Annotated in this window: 19 protein-coding genes and 1 tRNA gene; 3 read left to right on the top strand and 17 right to left on the bottom strand. The window is 72.7% G+C overall.

Going from position 1 to position 16,163, the window contains the following annotated elements:
• Positions 1–193: 193 nt before the first annotated feature.
• The 7 genes from ABD981_RS19780 to ABD981_RS19750 form a co-directional block, all read right to left on the bottom strand.
• Positions 194–1,039 carry an RNA polymerase sigma factor SigF gene (locus tag ABD981_RS19780; protein WP_046911685.1) on the bottom strand — a complete coding sequence of 282 codons (846 nt, stop codon included), beginning with the start codon at positions 1,037–1,039 and terminating at the stop codon, positions 194–196.
• Between the two features lie 194 nt (positions 1,040–1,233).
• On the bottom strand, positions 1,234–1,533 hold the full coding sequence (locus ABD981_RS19775) for a Dabb family protein (protein WP_046911667.1): 300 nt from the start codon (positions 1,531–1,533) through the stop codon (positions 1,234–1,236).
• A gap of 11 nt (positions 1,534–1,544) precedes the next feature.
• The gene (locus ABD981_RS19770) at positions 1,545–1,709 is read right to left on the bottom strand and encodes a hypothetical protein (protein WP_164986384.1); all 165 of its coding nucleotides are present in this window, start codon (positions 1,707–1,709) and stop codon (positions 1,545–1,547) included.
• 412 nt (positions 1,710–2,121) lie between these two features.
• Positions 2,122–2,209 (bottom strand) — tRNA-Ser (locus ABD981_RS19765).
• A gap of 123 nt (positions 2,210–2,332) precedes the next feature.
• Positions 2,333–2,761 carry a tRNA adenosine(34) deaminase TadA gene (gene tadA / locus ABD981_RS19760; RefSeq protein ID WP_046911668.1) on the bottom strand — a complete coding sequence of 143 codons (429 nt, stop codon included), beginning with the start codon at positions 2,759–2,761 and terminating at the stop codon, positions 2,333–2,335.
• Between the two features lie 65 nt (positions 2,762–2,826).
• Entirely contained in the window at positions 2,827–3,354 is a 528-nt protein-coding gene (locus ABD981_RS19755) for a tRNA adenosine deaminase-associated protein (protein WP_046911669.1), read from the bottom strand.
• A gap of 443 nt (positions 3,355–3,797) precedes the next feature.
• Positions 3,798–4,001 (bottom strand): hypothetical protein, encoded by a 204-nt coding sequence (locus ABD981_RS19750; protein ID WP_046911670.1) that lies wholly within the window; start codon positions 3,999–4,001, stop codon positions 3,798–3,800.
• A 91-nt stretch (positions 4,002–4,092) separates the two neighbouring features.
• On the opposite strand from ABD981_RS19750, the gene upp reads away from it, so the two are divergent.
• Positions 4,093–4,728, top strand: a complete 636-nt coding sequence (gene upp, locus ABD981_RS19745) for a uracil phosphoribosyltransferase (protein WP_046911671.1) — start codon at positions 4,093–4,095, stop codon at positions 4,726–4,728.
• A gap of 93 nt (positions 4,729–4,821) precedes the next feature.
• Here the strand turns inward: upp and ABD981_RS19740 are convergent, their stop codons facing one another.
• Positions 4,822–5,454: a LytR C-terminal domain-containing protein gene (locus ABD981_RS19740; protein WP_046911672.1), complete on the bottom strand. Its 633-nt coding sequence runs from the start codon at positions 5,452–5,454 to the stop codon at positions 4,822–4,824.
• 121 nt (positions 5,455–5,575) lie between these two features.
• A complete protein-coding gene (locus tag ABD981_RS19735) occupies positions 5,576–5,872 on the bottom strand; it encodes a type II toxin-antitoxin system VapB family antitoxin (RefSeq protein ID WP_017240525.1) in 297 nt (98 codons plus the stop codon).
• A gap of 105 nt (positions 5,873–5,977) precedes the next feature.
• Here ABD981_RS19735 and ABD981_RS19730 point away from each other — a divergent pair, with 105 nt between their 5' ends.
• Positions 5,978–7,618, top strand: a complete 1,641-nt coding sequence (locus ABD981_RS19730; protein WP_046911673.1) for a helicase HerA-like domain-containing protein — start codon at positions 5,978–5,980, stop codon at positions 7,616–7,618.
• 122 nt (positions 7,619–7,740) lie between these two features.
• Here ABD981_RS19730 and ABD981_RS19725 read toward each other — a convergent pair whose 3' ends face one another.
• The 5 genes from ABD981_RS19725 to ABD981_RS19705 form a co-directional block, all read right to left on the bottom strand.
• Positions 7,741–9,294 carry a M28 family metallopeptidase gene (locus ABD981_RS19725; RefSeq protein WP_046911674.1) on the bottom strand — a complete coding sequence of 518 codons (1,554 nt, stop codon included), beginning with the start codon at positions 9,292–9,294 and terminating at the stop codon, positions 7,741–7,743.
• A gap of 115 nt (positions 9,295–9,409) precedes the next feature.
• Positions 9,410–10,075: an HhH-GPD-type base excision DNA repair protein gene (locus ABD981_RS19720; RefSeq protein WP_046911675.1), complete on the bottom strand. Its 666-nt coding sequence runs from the start codon at positions 10,073–10,075 to the stop codon at positions 9,410–9,412.
• A 41-nt stretch (positions 10,076–10,116) separates the two neighbouring features.
• On the bottom strand, positions 10,117–11,172 hold the full coding sequence (locus ABD981_RS19715; RefSeq protein WP_046911676.1) for an alpha/beta fold hydrolase: 1,056 nt from the start codon (positions 11,170–11,172) through the stop codon (positions 10,117–10,119).
• Positions 11,173–11,182: 10 nt separating this feature from the next.
• The gene (locus ABD981_RS19710; RefSeq protein WP_046911677.1) at positions 11,183–11,758 is read right to left on the bottom strand and encodes an RBBP9/YdeN family alpha/beta hydrolase; all 576 of its coding nucleotides are present in this window, start codon (positions 11,756–11,758) and stop codon (positions 11,183–11,185) included.
• A gap of 283 nt (positions 11,759–12,041) precedes the next feature.
• On the bottom strand, positions 12,042–12,689 hold the full coding sequence (locus ABD981_RS19705) for a TetR/AcrR family transcriptional regulator (protein ID WP_046911678.1): 648 nt from the start codon (positions 12,687–12,689) through the stop codon (positions 12,042–12,044).
• Between the two features lie 149 nt (positions 12,690–12,838).
• Here ABD981_RS19705 and wrbA point away from each other — a divergent pair, with 149 nt between their 5' ends.
• Positions 12,839–13,447, top strand: a complete 609-nt coding sequence (wrbA, locus tag ABD981_RS19700) for an NAD(P)H:quinone oxidoreductase (RefSeq protein WP_046911679.1) — start codon at positions 12,839–12,841, stop codon at positions 13,445–13,447.
• A gap of 70 nt (positions 13,448–13,517) precedes the next feature.
• On the opposite strand, the gene ABD981_RS19695 is transcribed toward wrbA, so the two are convergent.
• From ABD981_RS19695 to ABD981_RS19685, 3 genes are all read right to left on the bottom strand, one after another.
• Positions 13,518–13,805 carry a metal-sensitive transcriptional regulator gene (locus ABD981_RS19695; protein WP_046911680.1) on the bottom strand — a complete coding sequence of 96 codons (288 nt, stop codon included), beginning with the start codon at positions 13,803–13,805 and terminating at the stop codon, positions 13,518–13,520.
• A 165-nt stretch (positions 13,806–13,970) separates the two neighbouring features.
• On the bottom strand, positions 13,971–15,164 hold the full coding sequence (locus tag ABD981_RS19690) for an RNA polymerase sigma factor (RefSeq protein ID WP_046911681.1): 1,194 nt from the start codon (positions 15,162–15,164) through the stop codon (positions 13,971–13,973).
• 383 nt (positions 15,165–15,547) lie between these two features.
• A complete protein-coding gene (locus tag ABD981_RS19685) occupies positions 15,548–15,982 on the bottom strand; it encodes a YciI family protein (RefSeq protein WP_046912189.1) in 435 nt (144 codons plus the stop codon).
• Between the last annotated feature and the right edge of the window lie 181 nt (positions 15,983–16,163).

The raw sequence follows: 16,163 nt of genomic DNA, 5'->3' as shown, positions 1-16,163 counted from the left end.
ATCTGAGGAACGCAGCCTCCACCTGAATACCGGAGGCGGGGCCGCGGCAAACTCGGTTTCTGCAGAATGTCACATGTCGGCAACACGCTGTAGTGACTTGTCGACAAGTGCAGGGTGCATATCCGCAGGAAACAAGGGGTGTGCGGCATTTGAGGTGCCGAAAAACTGCTCCGAAACGGTCTACCCGTCCCAGCTACGCTTCGATCCGATTTGCGGATCTCAGCCGGGCGAAGCTCCGGGCGAGGAGCCTTGACACGTGCATCTGCGAGACCCCGAGCTCCTGGCTGATCTGAGACTGGGTCAGGTTGCTGTAGTAGCGGAGCATGAGGATCCGCTGCTCGCGCTCGGGCAGTTGGACGAGCAGGTGCCGTACGAGGTCGCGGTGCTCGACCCCGGCGAGCGCCGGGTCCTCGTAGCCGAGCCGGTCGAGCAGTCCGGGCAGCCCGTCGCCCTCCTGGGCCGCCTCCAGGGAGGTGGCGTGGTAGGAGCGGCCGGCCTCGATGCAGGCCAGCACCTCGTCCTCGCCGATCCTCAGGCGCTCGGCGATCTCGGCGGTGGTGGGGGAGCGGCCGTGAGCCGTCGTCAGGTCCTCGGTGGCGCCGTTGACCTGGACCCACAGCTCGTGGAGCCGGCGGGGCACGTGGACCGTGCGCACGTTGTCGCGGAAGTAGCGCTTGATCTCGCCGACGACGGTCGGCATGGCGAAGGTCGGGAACTGCACGCCCCGGTCGGGGTCGAAGCGGTCGATCGCGTTGATCAGGCCGATCGTGCCGACCTGGACCACGTCCTCCATCGGCTCGTTGCGGCTGCGGAAGCGGGCCGCGGCGTACCGCACGAGGGGCAGGTTGGCCTCGATCAGGGCCCCGCGCACCCGGTGGTGCTCCGGGCTGCCCGGCTCCAGGTTCTTGAGCTGCCCGAAGAGCACCTGGGTCAGGGCGCGGGTGTCGGCACCACGGGTGCTCTGGGGGCGGGGGCGCGGGGTCTCCGGGGCCCCGGCCTCGTTCTGGGGCGGGACTTGAGGCGCTGCACTGGCCGGCACGTTCACGCCACCCCTTCATGTCAACTTCGTCGACTCATCCGTCAAAAGCGGTCATAGCATCACAAGACATGTCCACTGTGTGCAAGCACCGTATAACCACGTGTTGAGGGCAAGTTGGGCGGGTAAAAATCCGGGCCCCCCGCCGGAGGTCGGCGAGGGGCCCGGGAAGGCTCGGGGTGGGGGCGAGGCGGGGCTCAGCCCTCGAACGGGTAGTCGGCGATCACCCAGGTCGCGAACTCGCGCCACTGGGCCACGCCCGCCTGGTGCGCCGGGTGCTCCAGGTAGAGCTTGAGCGCGTCCGCGTCCTCGACGGCCGAGTTGATGGCGAAGTCGTAGGCGATCGGGCGGTCCGAGATGTTCCAGTCGCACTCCCAGAAGCGCAGCTCCGGAATCTGCGAGCCGAGGGCGCGGAAGGCCTCGACGCCCGCCACCACGCGCGGCTCGTCGCGCTGCACGCCGTCGTTGAGCTTGAAGAGGACCAGATGGCGGATCACGGGCGGTACTCCTAGTTGACGAGCTCGGTCATGAACTGGCCGACGCCTTGAGCGGCGCTCGATATGCCCTCGAACCCTACCTGGACGAGGTCCGCCGCCCGGGCCGGGGACGTGATGATCGTGTAGAGCACGAACACCACGACCGCATAGAGAGCGATCTTCTTCGCCTGCGCCATCCGCTCCGCCCTCCCCTGGCCGCCTCCGCCGCGCGGTCGCCGAGTCTAACCCAGGCCCTCCTCACGGGGCCTTTATGGACCAAGGGCCCTGCGATCGGGGCCTTTTGCCGCCGTCCGGAGGGGCGGCGGAGGAGCAGTATTGATCTCGAGCCCGGCGGATCTGGCAGGAATCCGCAGGGCCGAGGAACCGGCCCTCACTGCGGGGTCCGCGCCGCGAGCTTCCCCCCTGACTGCGGCGCAGGACTTGCAGGACCGGTTCTCATCGGGGGGAGCGGCTTGTCCCCCCGATGCCGCTCCCCCCGTCCTAAGCCTTCGTCAGCCCGCCATGATTGTCAGGTGCATGACATTACTCCCCGGGGTTCGGGGGTGGGCATGAAAAAACCTCCCCGGACCGAGGTCCGGGGAGGTTTCCTGGCGGTAGCGGAGGGATTTGAACCCTCGGTGAGTTTCCCCACACTCGCTTTCGAGGCGAGCTCCTTCGGCCGCTCGGACACGCTACCGAGAGAGAGCTTAGCCCAAAGGTGCCCAGGACTGAAATCCATATGTCCGCGCAGGTGGGAGGGGGGTGGGAAGGCGGTGGGGAGGGGGTGCCGAGAGGGGCGGGGAGCCGGTGCCGGGTGCCGTCAGCGGTCTCGGAAGAAGGCCGTCAGCTGACGGGAGCACTCCTCCTCCAGGACCCCGTGGACGACCTCGGGGCGATGGTTGAGCCGCCGGTCCCGGACGAGGTCCCACAGGGAGCCGGTCGCGCCCGCCTTCTCGTCGAAGGCGCCGAAGACCACCCGTTCGACCCGCGACTGGACGAGTGCGCCCGCGCACATCACGCAGGGCTCCAGGGTCACCACGAGCGTGCAGCCGGTCAGCCGCCACTCGCCGGCCGCCGCGGCCGCCCGCCGCAGCGCCAGGACCTCGGCGTGGGCCGTGGGGTCGCCGGTCGCCTCGCGCTCGTTGTGGCCGAGGGCGAGGACCGTGCCGTCCGGGGAGAGCACGACCGCGCCGACCGGTACGTCACCGGCCAGCGCGGCCTTGTCCGCCTCGGCGAGGGCCAGCCGCATCGGATCCCGCCAGGGGTCCCGTACGGGATCGGCGCCCGCACCGGGGCCTCGTGCTGCCAGGGGCACTAGCGCACGGCCTCCAGGACGGCGGAGGCGCCCAGGATCTCCGCGATCTCCCCGAGGGCGTCGCTCTCGAGCGCGAGCAGCTCCCGCTCGGGGAGGCCCAGGTCGGCCAGGATCTGCCGGTCGCCGACGGGGGCGGCGGGCACGCCCGTCTCCTCGTCGTCCTCGCCGGCCAGGGCGTCGGCGGGCTCGCCGTCCTCCGTGCCGTCCAGGTCCAGCGCGTCCACGTCGGTGTCAGCGTTGCGCGGGTCGTCGCCGAGGATCTCCGAGGTGAGGATCTCCCCGTACGAGGAGCGGGCCGCCGCGGCCGCGTTCGAGACGAAGACCCGGGGGTCGTCCTCGCCGTCGACGCGGACGACGCCGAACCACGCGTCCTCCTGCTCGATGAACACGATCACGGTCTCGCTGTCGTCCGCCGCGGCCTCCCGGGCCAGATCGGCGATGTCCGACAGGGTCTCCACACTGTCGAGCTCTGTATCGCTCGCTTCCCACCCGTCTTCGGTGCGCGCGAGCAGTGCGGCGAAGTACACCTGACTCTCCCACTGATCAGAGGTGTGACGATCCGGCGGCGCGCTCCTGATGCCCCGCCCAATCGGCATCGTGGCAGAAACGGAGGCCTCAGGAGAGGTCTTCGGCTCTTGCGTCGTGCATCAGTCTGAACGACACCGCGATCGGGCGGGCGTGCGACCCCGGCGCACAGAGGGGGCGCACGGCCACCCGTCATCGGGCCGCCACCCGTACGTCCCCGGGTGCGTCACCCGTACGTCACCGGCGGGCGCGCGCGGGTGCGTCTCCGGCGGCCCGTGGGTCGCCCGTGGGCCGTCCGCGAGTCGTCCGTGGCGCGTCCGCGGGCCGTCCGCGAGTCGTCCGCGGGTCGCCCGTGGGTCGCCCGTGGCGCGTCCGTGGCGCGTCCGTGGGTCGTCCGTGGCACGTCCGCGAGTCGCCCGTGGCGCGTCCGCGGGTCGTCCGCGGGTCACCAGCGGAAGGTGCGCATGCGCATGGCCTGCCGCATCCGGGCCGCCCGGGCGCGCCGGGGCTGGACGCGGTCGCGCAGCGCCTTGGCCTCGTTCAGCTCGCGCAGGAACTGCGCGCGGCGTCTGCGGCGCTCCGCGTCGGTCTCCGGGCGGCGCTCCCCCTCGGGAGCCGCTCCGCCGGCCTTGCCTTCCAGGTCGGGCATGCCACACCACCCCAGGACTCCGGTCCGGTACCTGTGTCCCCACCTTCCCTCGGCGGCATGGTTCGACGCCAGTCCCGGCTACTGTGGAGGCATGCGTCTCCACGTCGTCGATCACCCGCTGGTCGCCCACAAGCTCACCACGCTGCGCGACAAGCGCACGGACTCCCCGACCTTCCGCCGGCTCGCCGACGAGCTGGTCACGCTGCTCGCCTACGAGGCGACCAGGGACGTGCGCACCGAGCAGGTCGACATCGAGACCCCCGTCACGCCGACGACCGGTGTGAAGCTGTCGTACCCGCGGCCGCTGGTGGTCCCGATCCTGCGGGCCGGCCTCGGCATGCTCGACGGCATGGTGCGGCTGCTGCCGACGGCCGAGGTGGGCTTCCTCGGCATGATCCGCAACGAGGAGACGCTGGAGGCGTCCACGTACGCCTCGCGCATGCCGGAGGACCTCTCCGGCCGCCAGGTGTACGTCCTGGACCCGATGCTGGCGACCGGCGGCACGCTGGTGGCGGCGATCCAGGAGCTCATCAAGCGCGGTGCCGACGACGTGACCGCGGTCGTGCTGCTCGCCGCCCCGGAGGGCGTCGAGATCATGGAGCGCGAGCTGGCGGGCACGCCGGTGACCGTCGTGACGGCCTCGGTCGACGAGCGCCTCAACGAGAACGGCTACATCGTCCCGGGCCTGGGCGACGCGGGCGACCGCATGTACGGGACCGCCGACTAGTCCGAGCGGGATCGCCCGAGCGGGATCGCCCGCTCCGGACCGCCCGGGCGGGGATCGCCCGGGCCGTTCGGCCGCCGGACCCGAGCGGACCGGCTAGCAGCGTCCGGGCAGCGGCTGCTTGGGCTTGTTCAGGGCCACGAGCGCCGCGTCCGCCGCGGCCTTCGGGTCGAGCGTCTTGAAAGCCGTACCGATGATCAGGTCGACGTCCGCCGTGGTGCGGGCGTCGACCTTCGTCGTGGCGCCCTTCAGCTGGGTGCCGAGCACGGAGAAGCTGCCCTTGGTGGCCGCGGGGGCGCCGAGCAGTATCCCGGCGCCGGGGACCTTCTTGTCGTAGGCGGCCGGGGCGTTGCCCACCTTGCCGATGGCGAAGCCGCGCTTCTTCAGCTCGTCCGCGGTCGTCTTGGCGAGCCCGGCGCGCGGGGTCGCGTTGTAGACGTTGACCGTGATCTGGGCGGGCTTGGGCAGAGCGGTGGCGGGCTGCGCGGAGGCCTTGGCGACGGGCTTGCAGTCGGCCTGCTTCCCGGCGGCCGTGGTGGTCTTGCCGTCGCCGCCGGTGAAGACCTCGACCAGCTGCAGCGTCCCCCAGCCCGCCGCGCCGAGCACGAGCGCTCCGGCCGCGGCTCCGAGGATGATCCTGCGCCGGCGGTGGGGGCGGCGCATGCGCGGGTAGACATCGCCCGTGATGCGGTACTTTCCGCCCATTCCGGGGGGAGTGAGCATGCTCATGAACGCAGCGTAATGCCGCCCGTGGGCGATGCCTACTGGATGATCATGTGATCGCGTCCGGATGGGGGCGAAGAGGCCCCGAAAGGATCAGCCGGCGGGGGCGCCGTCGGCTCCTGGAGGGTCAGTCCATCTCCAGGACGCGGGCGTGCAGCACCTGGCGCTGCTGGAGCGCGGCGCGGACCGCGCGGTGGAGTCCGTCCTCCAGGTAGAGGTCGCCCCGCCACTTCACGACGTGCGCGAAGAGGTCGCCGTAGAAGGTCGAGTCCTCGGCGAGCAGGGTCTCCAGGTCCAGCTGGCCCTTGGTCGTCACCAGCTGATCGAGGCGGACCGGGCGCGGGGCGACGTCCGCCCACTGCCGGGTGCTTTCCCGGCCGTGGTCGGGATACGGCTTTCCGTTACCGATGCGCTTGAAGATCACACGGAAAGCCTACCGGGCGACCGGCTCCCGGCGCAGCCACGCACACCCGGTGCGATGCTGGGGCAAACCATCACAAAACCTTGCGCAACCGGGACAGGGGTCGTCATGAGCGTGAGCGAACAGCCGCCCGGCGGGGCGCCCGGCGGGGCGCCGGGGGAGGCGTCCGGCGAGGCGTCCGGCACGGCCCCCTGGGCGCAGATCGCCGCCGGGTACGCCTTCGACGGAGCGGCACTCGATCTGGGGGCGCTGCTCTGGGACGGGCGGTGTCACCCGGACGCGCAGATCCGCATCCCGCTGCCGATGCTGAACCGGCACGGCCTGGTCGCCGGCGCGACCGGCACCGGCAAGACCAAGACGCTCCAGCTGATCGCCGAGCAGCTGTCCGCGCACGGGGTGCCGGTCTTCCTCGCCGACATCAAGGGCGACGTCTCCGGCGTCTCGGCGCCCGGCGCCGACGGCGAGAAGGTCCGGGAGCGGGCAGGGCAGGTCGGGCAGGAGTGGACGGCGACCGGCTACCCCTGCGAGTTCTACGGGCTCGGCGGCACCGGACCCGGCATCCCGGTCCGGGCCACCGTGACCAGCTTCGGCCCGGTGCTGCTCTCCAAGGTGCTCCAGCTCAACCAGACGCAGGAGCAGTCGCTCGGCCTGATCTTCCACTACGCGGACGCCAAGGGCCTGGAGCTGGTCGACCTGAAGGACCTGCGGGCGGTGGTCGCCTTCCTCGTCTCGGACCTGGGCAAGGCCGAGCTGAAGGGGATCGGCGGGCTCTCGACGGTGACGGCCGGGGTGATCCTGCGTGCGCTCACGGCCTTCGAGCAGCAGGGCGCGGGCGGCTTCTTCGGGGAGCCGGAGTTCGACACGAGCGAGTTCCTGCGCACGGCGGCGGACGGCCGCGGCGTCGTCTCCGTACTGGAGCTGCCCGCCGTGCAGGACAAGCCGCAGCTGTTCTCGACCTTCCTGATGTGGCTGCTGGCGGACCTGTACGGGGACCTGCCGGAGGTCGGCGACGTCGAGAAGCCGAAGCTGGTCTTCTTCTTCGACGAGGCGCACCTGCTGTTCAACGGGGCCTCGAAGGCCTTCCTGGAGTCGATCACGCAGACGGTGCGGCTGATCCGGTCCAAGGGAGTCGGGGTCTTCTTCGTGACGCAGACCCCCAAGGACGTGCCCGCGGACGTGCTGGCGCAGCTCGGCAACCGGGTGCAGCACGCGCTGCGCGCGTTCACCCCGGACGACGCCAAGGCGCTGAAGGCGACGGTGCGGACCTTCCCGAACTCGGGGTACGACCTGGAGGAGGTGCTGACCGGGCTCGGCACGGGCGAGGCGGTGATCACGGTCCTGAGCGAGAAGGGCGCCCCGACCCCGGTGGCGGCGACCCGGCTGCGGGCGCCGCAGTCGCTGATGGGCCCGATTCCGGCGGAGGAGCTGGAGGCGGCGGTGAAGGGCTCGCTGCTGTACGGGCGGTACGCGGAGGCGGTGGACCGCGAGTCGGCGTACGAGAAGCTGACGGCCGAGCAGCAGGAGGCGGAGGCGGCGGCGCTGCGTGCGGTGGCGGAGAAGGAGGCCGCGGCGGCCGAGAAGGCGGCCGCCAAGGAGGCGGCGAGGGCTCCTCGGCAGAAGGAGGAGCCCTCGCTCACCGAACAGGTCGTCGGCAGTGGGATCTTCAAGTCCCTCGCGCGGTCGATCGGGACCCAGCTGGGCCGGGAGATCTCCCGGTCGATCTTCGGGACCGCGCGCCGCCGGAGGTGACGGTCACCCGGTGGTGATGGTCACCCGGAGGCGACGGTCACCCGGCGGCGACTGTCACCCAGGGAAGGCTGTCACGGAGGTGACGGAGGTGACGGAGGTGACGGAGGCGACGGTGGTGACGGTTACTCGGTGACCTCGTCGTGGTCGGCGTGCAGGCCGCCGCCGCTGCCCGCGTCGCCGGTGGTCGGGACGGAGACGACCGGGCGCTTCAGGGAGCTGATGTCGTGGGCGTAGGTGCCCACGGCGTTGGCGATGACGTCGATGTTGACGTCGAAGGCCGTCATGTTGATGTTCGAGAGGTTGTCGCCCTTGGCGTGGTAGTTCACGTCGTACGCGACGCCCGCCTGGCCGCCGAACTTCGCCGCCTGGCCCGCGGTCTTGATGCCCTCGGCGCCGGTGAAGGTGCCGCCGGAGGCGATGCCCGCGTCGACGAACGGGCCGTAGTCGGAGCGGCCGGTGAAGTCGGTGCCCTCGTGCGGGATCCCGCGCTGGTCGAGGAAGTCGTTGATGTCGCGCTCCAGCTGGGCGGAGCCCTCGGGGCCCGCGCCCGCGCCGACGCCGTCGGAGTTGTCGCCGTCGTAGACGAAGAGTCCGTAGTTCGGCGAGGCGATCATGTCGAAGTTCAGGTAGAGCTTGATCTCCTTCTTGCCGAGCTCGCTCAGGTTGGCGACGTAGTGCTCGGAGCCGAGGAGGCCGTTCTCCTCGGCGGACCACCAGGCGAAGCGGACCTTGTTGCGGACCTTGTCCTTCGACTTGGCGAGCTCCAGGGCGGTCTGCAGGAGACCGGCGGAGCCGGAGCCGTTGTCGTTGATGCCGGGACCGGCGGTGACGGAGTCGAGGTGGGAGCCGAGCACCACGGTGTTGGCGGCGTTGCCGCCGACGGTCTCCGCGATGACGTTGTTGGTGGAACGCTTCTCCTGGAGCTGGCGGACCTCGAAGGAGATGTTCACCGGGCCCTTGGCGAGGTCGGCGACGAGCGCCTCGCCCTCGGCCTTGGTGATGCCGCCGGTCGGGACGCCGGTGGCGGAGGGCTCGCCCAGGGTGCCGGAGAGCACGCCCTCGGCGTTGTTGTAGACGATCGCGCCGGCGGCGCCGGCCGTGGCGGCGTTCTTCTGCTTGACGTCGAAGGCGCAGCCGCCGCGCTTGATGAGCGCGACCTTTCCGGTGTAGCGGCCGGCGGCGAAGTCGCCGGGCTCGCAGCCGGTGGTGCCGTCCGCGTCCACCGGGACGGCGACGAGCTCGGTCCTGACACCGCCGACGGGGGTCGACTTGGTGTAGGTCATCGCCTTGATCGCCAGGTCGCGGGCGGTGGGGGAGAGGACGGAGGCCTTCTCGGCGAGCGTCTCCGTGTAGATGAAGTCGAACTTCTGGTAGGTGACGGCGTAGCCGGCCTTCTTCAGCTGCGTGTAGACGTACGCGGCGGAGGCGTCGTGGCCGAGGGTGCCGGCCGCGCGGTTGCCGTTGGCCGAGTCGGCTATCGCCTGGAACTTCTGGAGGTGCTTGTAGGCGTCCTGCGCGGACGTCTCGCGGACCAGCTTCTTCGCCAGCTTGGCGGCGTCGCGGGCGGCCGCGGCCCCGGGGTCGGGGGTGGCGGTGGCGGGGGCGGCGAGCACCAGCGGGGTGGCGAGTGCGGCGGCGGCCAGAACGGCGGCGGCTCTGCGCTGGGTTGCGTTCACAGAAGTCCTTCCCGATTCGTACGAGGTGGAAGGGAAGTTAGCGACGAGTGGTGGATTCTGTGAACACATCTGGCGCAATTCCTGTCAGGTTGAACAGGATTGACATCTGGAATTATCAATTCCTGGTTGTTTTGCTGGATTTCGTCGCCCGGGCCGGACGGGCCGGGGTGGCCGTCCCGCCGGCCTTGGCGGCCTTGGCCGCCGCCTTCATCTCCTGCTTGTGGGCGCGCACCTTCGCCAGCGACTCCGGACCGGTGATGTCGGCGGCCGAGCGGTAGCAGTTCGCCTCGCCGTACGGGCCGGCCGCCTCCCGCCACCCCTCGGGGCGCACCCCGTACTGCTTGCCGAGCAGCGCCAGGAAGATCCGCGCCTTCTGCTCGCCGAACCCGGGCAGCGCCTGCAGCCGGTCGAGCAGCTCCGGCCCCGTCGCCGCGTCCCGCCAGACCGCCTCGGCGTCGCCGCCGTACTCGTCGACGAGGAAGCGGCACAGCTGCTGGATCCGCTTGGCCATCGAGCCCGGGTAGCGGTGCACGGCCGGCTTCTCGGAGAGCAGCGCGGCGAAGGCCTCCGGGTCCCGGGCGGCGATCTCGTGCGCGTCCAGGTCGTCGTGGCCCATCCGGGTCGCGATCGTGTACGGGCCGGAGAACGCCCACTCCATCGGCACCTGCTGGTCGAGCAGCATGCCGACCAGCGCGGCGAGCGGGGAGCGGCCGAGCAGCTCGTCGGCCTCGGGCTGCTGGGCGAGGTGGATCTCGGGGCTCTCTGGGCTCCTGGGGCTCATGACCGGATCATCCCGCCCGCGCTCCCCGTCCGCGCGGCGGTTCACCCCTTTGCGAAGCGTTCGAGGGCGGTGAGCAGGTGCGCCCGGGTCTCCCCGTCGCCCAGGTGGCCCGCCCGCTCCACCACCCGCAGCTCCGCGTCCGGCCAGCCGCGGGTCAGCTCCCAGGCGGTGGTGAGCGGCCCGCCCATGTCGACCCGGCCGTGCACGAGGACGCCGGGGATGCCGGCCAGCCGGTGCGCGTCCCGGATCAGGACGCCCTCCTCCAGGAAGGCGCCGTGCGCGAAGTAGTGCGAGCAGATCCGGACGAAGGCGAGCCGGGTGGCGTCGACCCGGTCGGTGTACGGGGTGCCCTGGCCCTCCATCGACAGGACGGCGTCCTCCCAGGCGCACCAGTCGGCCGCGGCCTTCTCGCGCACGGCGGGGTCGGGGTGGTTCATGAGGGCGGCGTAGGCGGCGACGAGTTCCGCCGCCCCTGAGGCCCCGGAGACGGCCCTTTCGGGACCGGCGGCGTGGGGACCGGCGTGGGGACCGGCGTCGGGACCGGCGGCGTCGGGACCGGCCGCGCCCGCGCGGAAGCGCTCGTGCGCCTCGGGGAAGAAGCGGGCGACACCCCCGTACAGCCAGTCGGTCTCGGAACGGCGGGTGGTGGTGACGGCGGCGATGACGATCTCGGTGACCCGCTCGGGGTGGGCCTGCGCGTACGCCAGGATCAGCGTGGAGCCCCACGAACCGCCGTACAGCAGCCAGCGGTCGACGCCCAGGTGGACCCGGAGCCGTTCCATGTCGGCGACCAGGTGGGCGGTGGTGTTGACCGAGAGGTCGGCGGCCGGGTCGCTCGCGTGCGGGGTGGAGCGCCCGCAGCCGCGCTGGTCGAACTGGACGATCCGGTACCGCTCCGGGTCGAAGAGCCGCCGCGCCCCCGGCGAGGACCCGGAGCCCGGCCCGCCGTGCACGACGAGCGCGGGCTTGCCTTCCGGGTTGCCGGCGACGGACCAGTACACGTGGTTGCCGTCGCCGACGTCGAGCAGGCCCTCGTCGTAGGGGTCGATCTCGGGGAAGCGCTGGGGGGCGGCCTCGGGGGCTCCGTACGTGGGCATCCGCCCGACGCTAGCGGTTGGCGCCCACCCGCGCCGCCGGGTTTTCGCACCACTCCAGGACCGCGGGCCACTCCCCGTACCCCGAGTCCGGGGTCAGATGGGCCCCGCCGGGCACCTCGTCCGTGTCGAGGCCGAGCGGCGTGCCGTAGTGCGTGCCGGCGCCCTCGGGGCAGTACGGGTCGCCCGCCGCGTACACCAGCCGCGCGGGCGCCTTCAGCGGTACGGAGCCGAGGTCGAGCCCGTCGGCGAAGCCGGCGATCTCGGGGATGGAGGCGGTGACGCCGGGGGAGGGCGGGGCGACCAGGAGCACCCGGTCCGCGTCCGGCGCCCGCCCGGCCGCCGCGGCGCGCAGCCACAGCAGCACGCCCAGGCTGTGCGCGAGGACCACGAACTCGCCCTCGTCGGGCCGCCGGCCGTGCTGTTCCAGGGCGTCCAGCCAGTCCGCGAGCACCGGCGCGTCCGGCTCCGGGAGCTGCGGGTAGCGCACCTCGTGCCCGCGCTCGCGCAGCGCGCCGGCGAGCCAGTGGTGCCAGTGGCCGGGCGGACGGTGGTTCTGGTAGCCGTGCAGGATCAGATACGTGGTCATGGCGCCGATCGTGCGTCCTGGGCGGGCTTCCGGTCCACCGGCGTCCACGGGGCGGGCGGGACGGCCGGGACGGCCAGGACTCCCGGGCCTGTCAGACGACTGGGGCTGCCGGGCCTGTCAGGACGACTGGGGCTGCCGGGTCTGCCGGGGCCGGCGGGGCTGCCAGTGGTCGGCGGGTAGGCGGGGCTGCCGGGGCTGTCAGTGGCGGGTGGGCAGGCGGGGCTACCGGGGCTGTCAGTGGCGGGCGGGTGGGCAGGCGGGTGGCCGGCCCGGCGGGCGGGGCTCAGTGCGCGGCGGCGGGCTGTAGGCGCAGCAGCTGCCGCATGCCCGACTTGAGCTCGCCGGCGGAGAGCCCCTTGTCCACCGAGAGGTGGTGGATCAGGCTCGGCGAGAACGGCGCGAGCAGCAGGTGCGCCAGGAGGGGGGCGTCGAGCCCGGGGCGGGCCTGGCCGACCAGCAGCGTCAGGTGCAGGTGCATCGCCAGGTAGGCGCCGTTGCCGTAGCGGGCCACGGGCCCTGCGGTCTGGGCGGCGAGCAGGATCTCGCGCTGCTCGACGGACCGGTCGACGAGTGCGTCGAGGAAGGCGTCGAGCCGTTCGTCGGCGGGGGCGCCGGGACCGAGGGGCGGCGGGCCGTTGAGGTAGGCCTCCTGGAACTGCCGCTCGCGGTCGTCGAGCAGCGCCAGGAGCAGCTGGGCGACGTCGCCGAAGCGGCGGTAGACGGTCCCGACGCCTATACAGCTGGCGTGGGCGACCTGGTTCATCGTGACGGCCTCGGGGCCCTCCTCGGCCACGATCCGGGCGGCGGCGTCGAGGATCTTGCGCCGGTTCCGGGCGGCGTCGGCGCGCTCGGGCGGCGGGCCTCCGGCGATGGGCAGCAGGTTGAGCATCGGCGCCGACCCATCTCTGGCCTGCGGATTCTTCGTGCTCATCTGCGACTGCCTCCCTTGTGGCGCGTGTCCCCCTCGGTTCGTTCCTGGCCACGAGCATAACGTTCCCCTTGCGAATCGGATAGCTGTCCGCTTAGCCTCGGAGAGTCGAATCGGAAAGCAATCCGCTTAGCTCGATCGAGGAGCCCGCCATGCCCGTCAAGGTCGCCGTCGTCTACTACTCGTCCACGGGGAACGTGCACCAGCTCGCCCAGGCCGTCGCCGAGGGCGCCGAGAAGGCCGGCGCGGAGGTCCGCCTCCGCCGGGTCCCCGAGCTCGCCCCCGACGCGGCCATCGACGCGAACCCGGCCTGGCGCGCCCACGTCGAGGCGACCGGTGACGTCGAGATCGCCACGCTCGAGGACCTGGAGTGGGCGGACGCGTACGCGCTCGGCTCGCCGACCCGCTTCGGCAACGTCGCGGCCCAGCTCAAGCAGTACATCGACACCGCGGGCGGGCTGTGGCAGCAGGGCGTGCTGGCCGACAAGCCGGCCACCGCCTTCACCAGCGCGTACAACACGCACGGCGGCAACGAGTCGACGCTGCTCGCGCTCTACAACACGTTCCACCACTGGGGCTCGGTCATCGTCTCCCCCGGCTTCACCGACCCGTCCGTGTACGCGGCCGGCGGCAACCCCTACGGCACCTCGCACGCCAGCACCAACGGCGCCCCCGAGGAGAACGTCCTGGCGGCCGCCCGTCACCAGGGCGAGCGCCTCGCGAAGATCGCCAAGCGGCTGAAGGGGCTCGCGGACGCCTGATCGCGGGCGCGCGGAACGAGACGTACCCCCGGGGTGACACCTCCCGGGGGTACGTCCGTGCGTGCGGGGCTCAGGCCAGGGACAGGAAGAGCTTCTCCAGGCGGGCGCGCATCTGGTCGCGGTCCTCGTCCGTCTTGCGGCCGTCCTCGATGTCCGTCAGGCACTGCTGCAGTCCGGTCGCGATGATCGCGAACCCGGCCCGGTCGAGCGCCCGGGACGCGGCGGCGAGCTGGGTCACGACCTCCTCGCAGTCCCGGCCCTCCTCGATCATCCGGATCACGCCGGAGATCTGGCCCTGGGCCCGGCGCAGCCGGTTCAGCACGGCCTTGAGCTCGGCGCCCGCGAGATCCAGTTCCACAACCACTCCTCCATGGATACCCCAGGGGGTAATCTTCTCCCCGCCTCGGGGTCCTGTCGAAGACCAAGGATGGCACCTGCCGATTTATTGCCGGGGCTCGAAGACCGTCCGTGGGAAGACCGGCGGGGACGGTGAGCGGCTCACGGCGTGCTCGGCGGGTGGGCGTCACGGATCCAGGCGGGCCGCGCGGGTCTGGAGGTAGCGGCGTTCCGGGAGGCTGAGGGTGCGGCGGGCGGCGGTGCGGTAGGCGTCGGCGGCGGCGCGGCGGGCGCCGGTGCGTTCGAGGAGGTGGGCGCGGACCGCGGGCAGGCGGTGCGAGTCGGGGAGGCGGGGCTCCAGGGCGGTCAGCGCGGCGAGTCCGGCCTCCGGCCCCTCCACCATCGCCAGGGCGACCGCGCGGCCGAGCTCCGCCATCGGGTCGGGCGTCTTGGTCACCAGAACGTCGTAGAGGGCGAGGATCTGTGGCCAGTCGGTGGCCCCGGGGTCGGGGGCCTCGTCGTGGAGGGCGGCGATCGCGGCCTGGAGCTGGTACGGGCCGGGCGGGCCCTCGGTCAGGGCCTCCTCCACCAGGGCGGTGCCCTCGGCGATGGCCGCCCGGTCCCAGCGGCCGCGGTCCTGCTCGTCCAGCGGTACCAGCTCGCCGTCCGGGCCCGTGCGGGCCGCGCTGCGGGCCTCGGTGAGCAGCATCAGGGCCAGCAGACCCGATACCGCGCCCTCGCGGGGGAGCAGCCGGCGGGCCGCGCGGGTCAGCCGGATGGCCTCGCGGGCCAGGTCGGCGCGGTGCAGGGCGGGTCCGGAGGTGGCGGTATAGCCCTCGTTGAAGATCAGGTAGAGCACCTGGAGCACGGAGGCGAGGCGCGCGTCCCGGTCCCGCGGCGCGGGCGGGTGGAAGGGGTGGTCCGCTCCGGTCGCGCGCAGCTTCGCCTTCGCCCGGCTGATCCGCTGGGCGATGGTCGCCTCCGGTACGAGGTGGGCGCGGGCGATCTCCGCCGTCGTCAGGCCGCCCACCGCCCGCAGCGTCAGCGCGATCCGGGCGGCGGGCGCGAGCACCGGATCGCAGCAGAGGAAGAGCAGGGTGAGCGTGTCGTCCTCGGCGGGCGCCGCGCGCGGGTCCCGCGGTTCGAGCCGCACCGCGGCCTCCTCCCGGCGGGCACGCGCCTCCTCGGCCCGCAACGCGTCCGCGAGCCGCCGCGACGCCACCCGGATCAGCCACCCGCGCGGATTGCCCGGCACCCCGTCCAGCGGCCACTGCCGGGCGGCGGCCAGCAGCGCCTCCTGCACGGCGTCCTCGGCGGCGGCGAAGTGCCCGTAGCGCCGCACGAGCGCACCGAGGACCTGCGGCGCGTGCAGGCGCAGCAGGTCCTCGACGGCGGGGCCGCCCGGGGGATCAGGCTCGCCGGAGCCGGAGCCGGAGCCGGAGCCGGGGCCGGAGCCGGGGCCGGAGCCGGGGCCGGAGCCGGGGCCAGGGCCAGGGCCAGGGCCGGAGCCGGGGCCAGGGCCGGGGCCGCCGGGCGCAGCGGGCTGCGCGGGGCGGTTGCGCGGGTCGGCCGGGTCGGCCGGGTCGGCCGGGTCGGCCGGGTCGGCCGGGTCGGCCGGGTCGGCGGGGTCGGCGGGGTCGGCGGGGTCGGCGGGGTCGGCGGGGTCGGCGGGGTCGGCGGGGTCGGCGGGGTCGGCGGGGTCGGCGGGGTCGGCGGGGTCGGCCGGATCCGCTGGAGCGCCCGGGCGGCTCGGGTCCGGGAGGCTCAAGCGGTCTTGCCTCCGGCGAAGTCGCTCCCGCCCGCCTCGTCGATCGGGCGGATCACCACGGGGAAGACCGGCGAACCGGCCGGCACCGGGCACCGCGCCACCCGCACCGCGATCTCGGTGACCCGGTCCAGGCTCGCGCAGTCCAGCACCCAGTACCCGGCGAGCACCTCCTTCGTCTCCCCGTACGGCCCGTCCGTGACGACCGGACGCCCCTCGGCGTCGACCGTCACGAAGCGGGTCCTGGCCGGTTCGACCAGCCCCTGCGCGTCCACGTACTCCCCGCTCTCGGCGAGGTCGTCGTTGATCGCGTTCATGTGGGCGAACATCGCCCTGAGCTCCTGCTCGCTCCAGGACGGGCTGTGAGCGGACGGCTTTCCGTTCATGGCGTCGTAGTCGGCCTGCGCGCCCTGCACCATCACCAGGTACTTCATGACGTTCTCCTCGTCCGGCTGGTCACGGGGGCTCGTGCGGATCGTGCGGATCGTGCGGATCGTGCGGAGCCCTTTCACAGGAGACGTCGGAGCCGGTCCGCGTTTCTCGACACCTCGCCGGAGCTCACCTGTACGGGTTCCGCCGGAGGAAGCAACGGGGCCGGCAGGGCGGCAGGACGGC

Origin of the sequence: Streptomyces showdoensis, assembly GCF_039535475.1 — a bacterium.
GTDB lineage: Bacteria > Actinomycetota > Actinomycetes > Streptomycetales > Streptomycetaceae > Streptomyces > Streptomyces showdoensis.
Note: the sequence above shows the minus strand (reverse complement) of the source record. Positions and strands in the feature narration are given on the sequence as shown.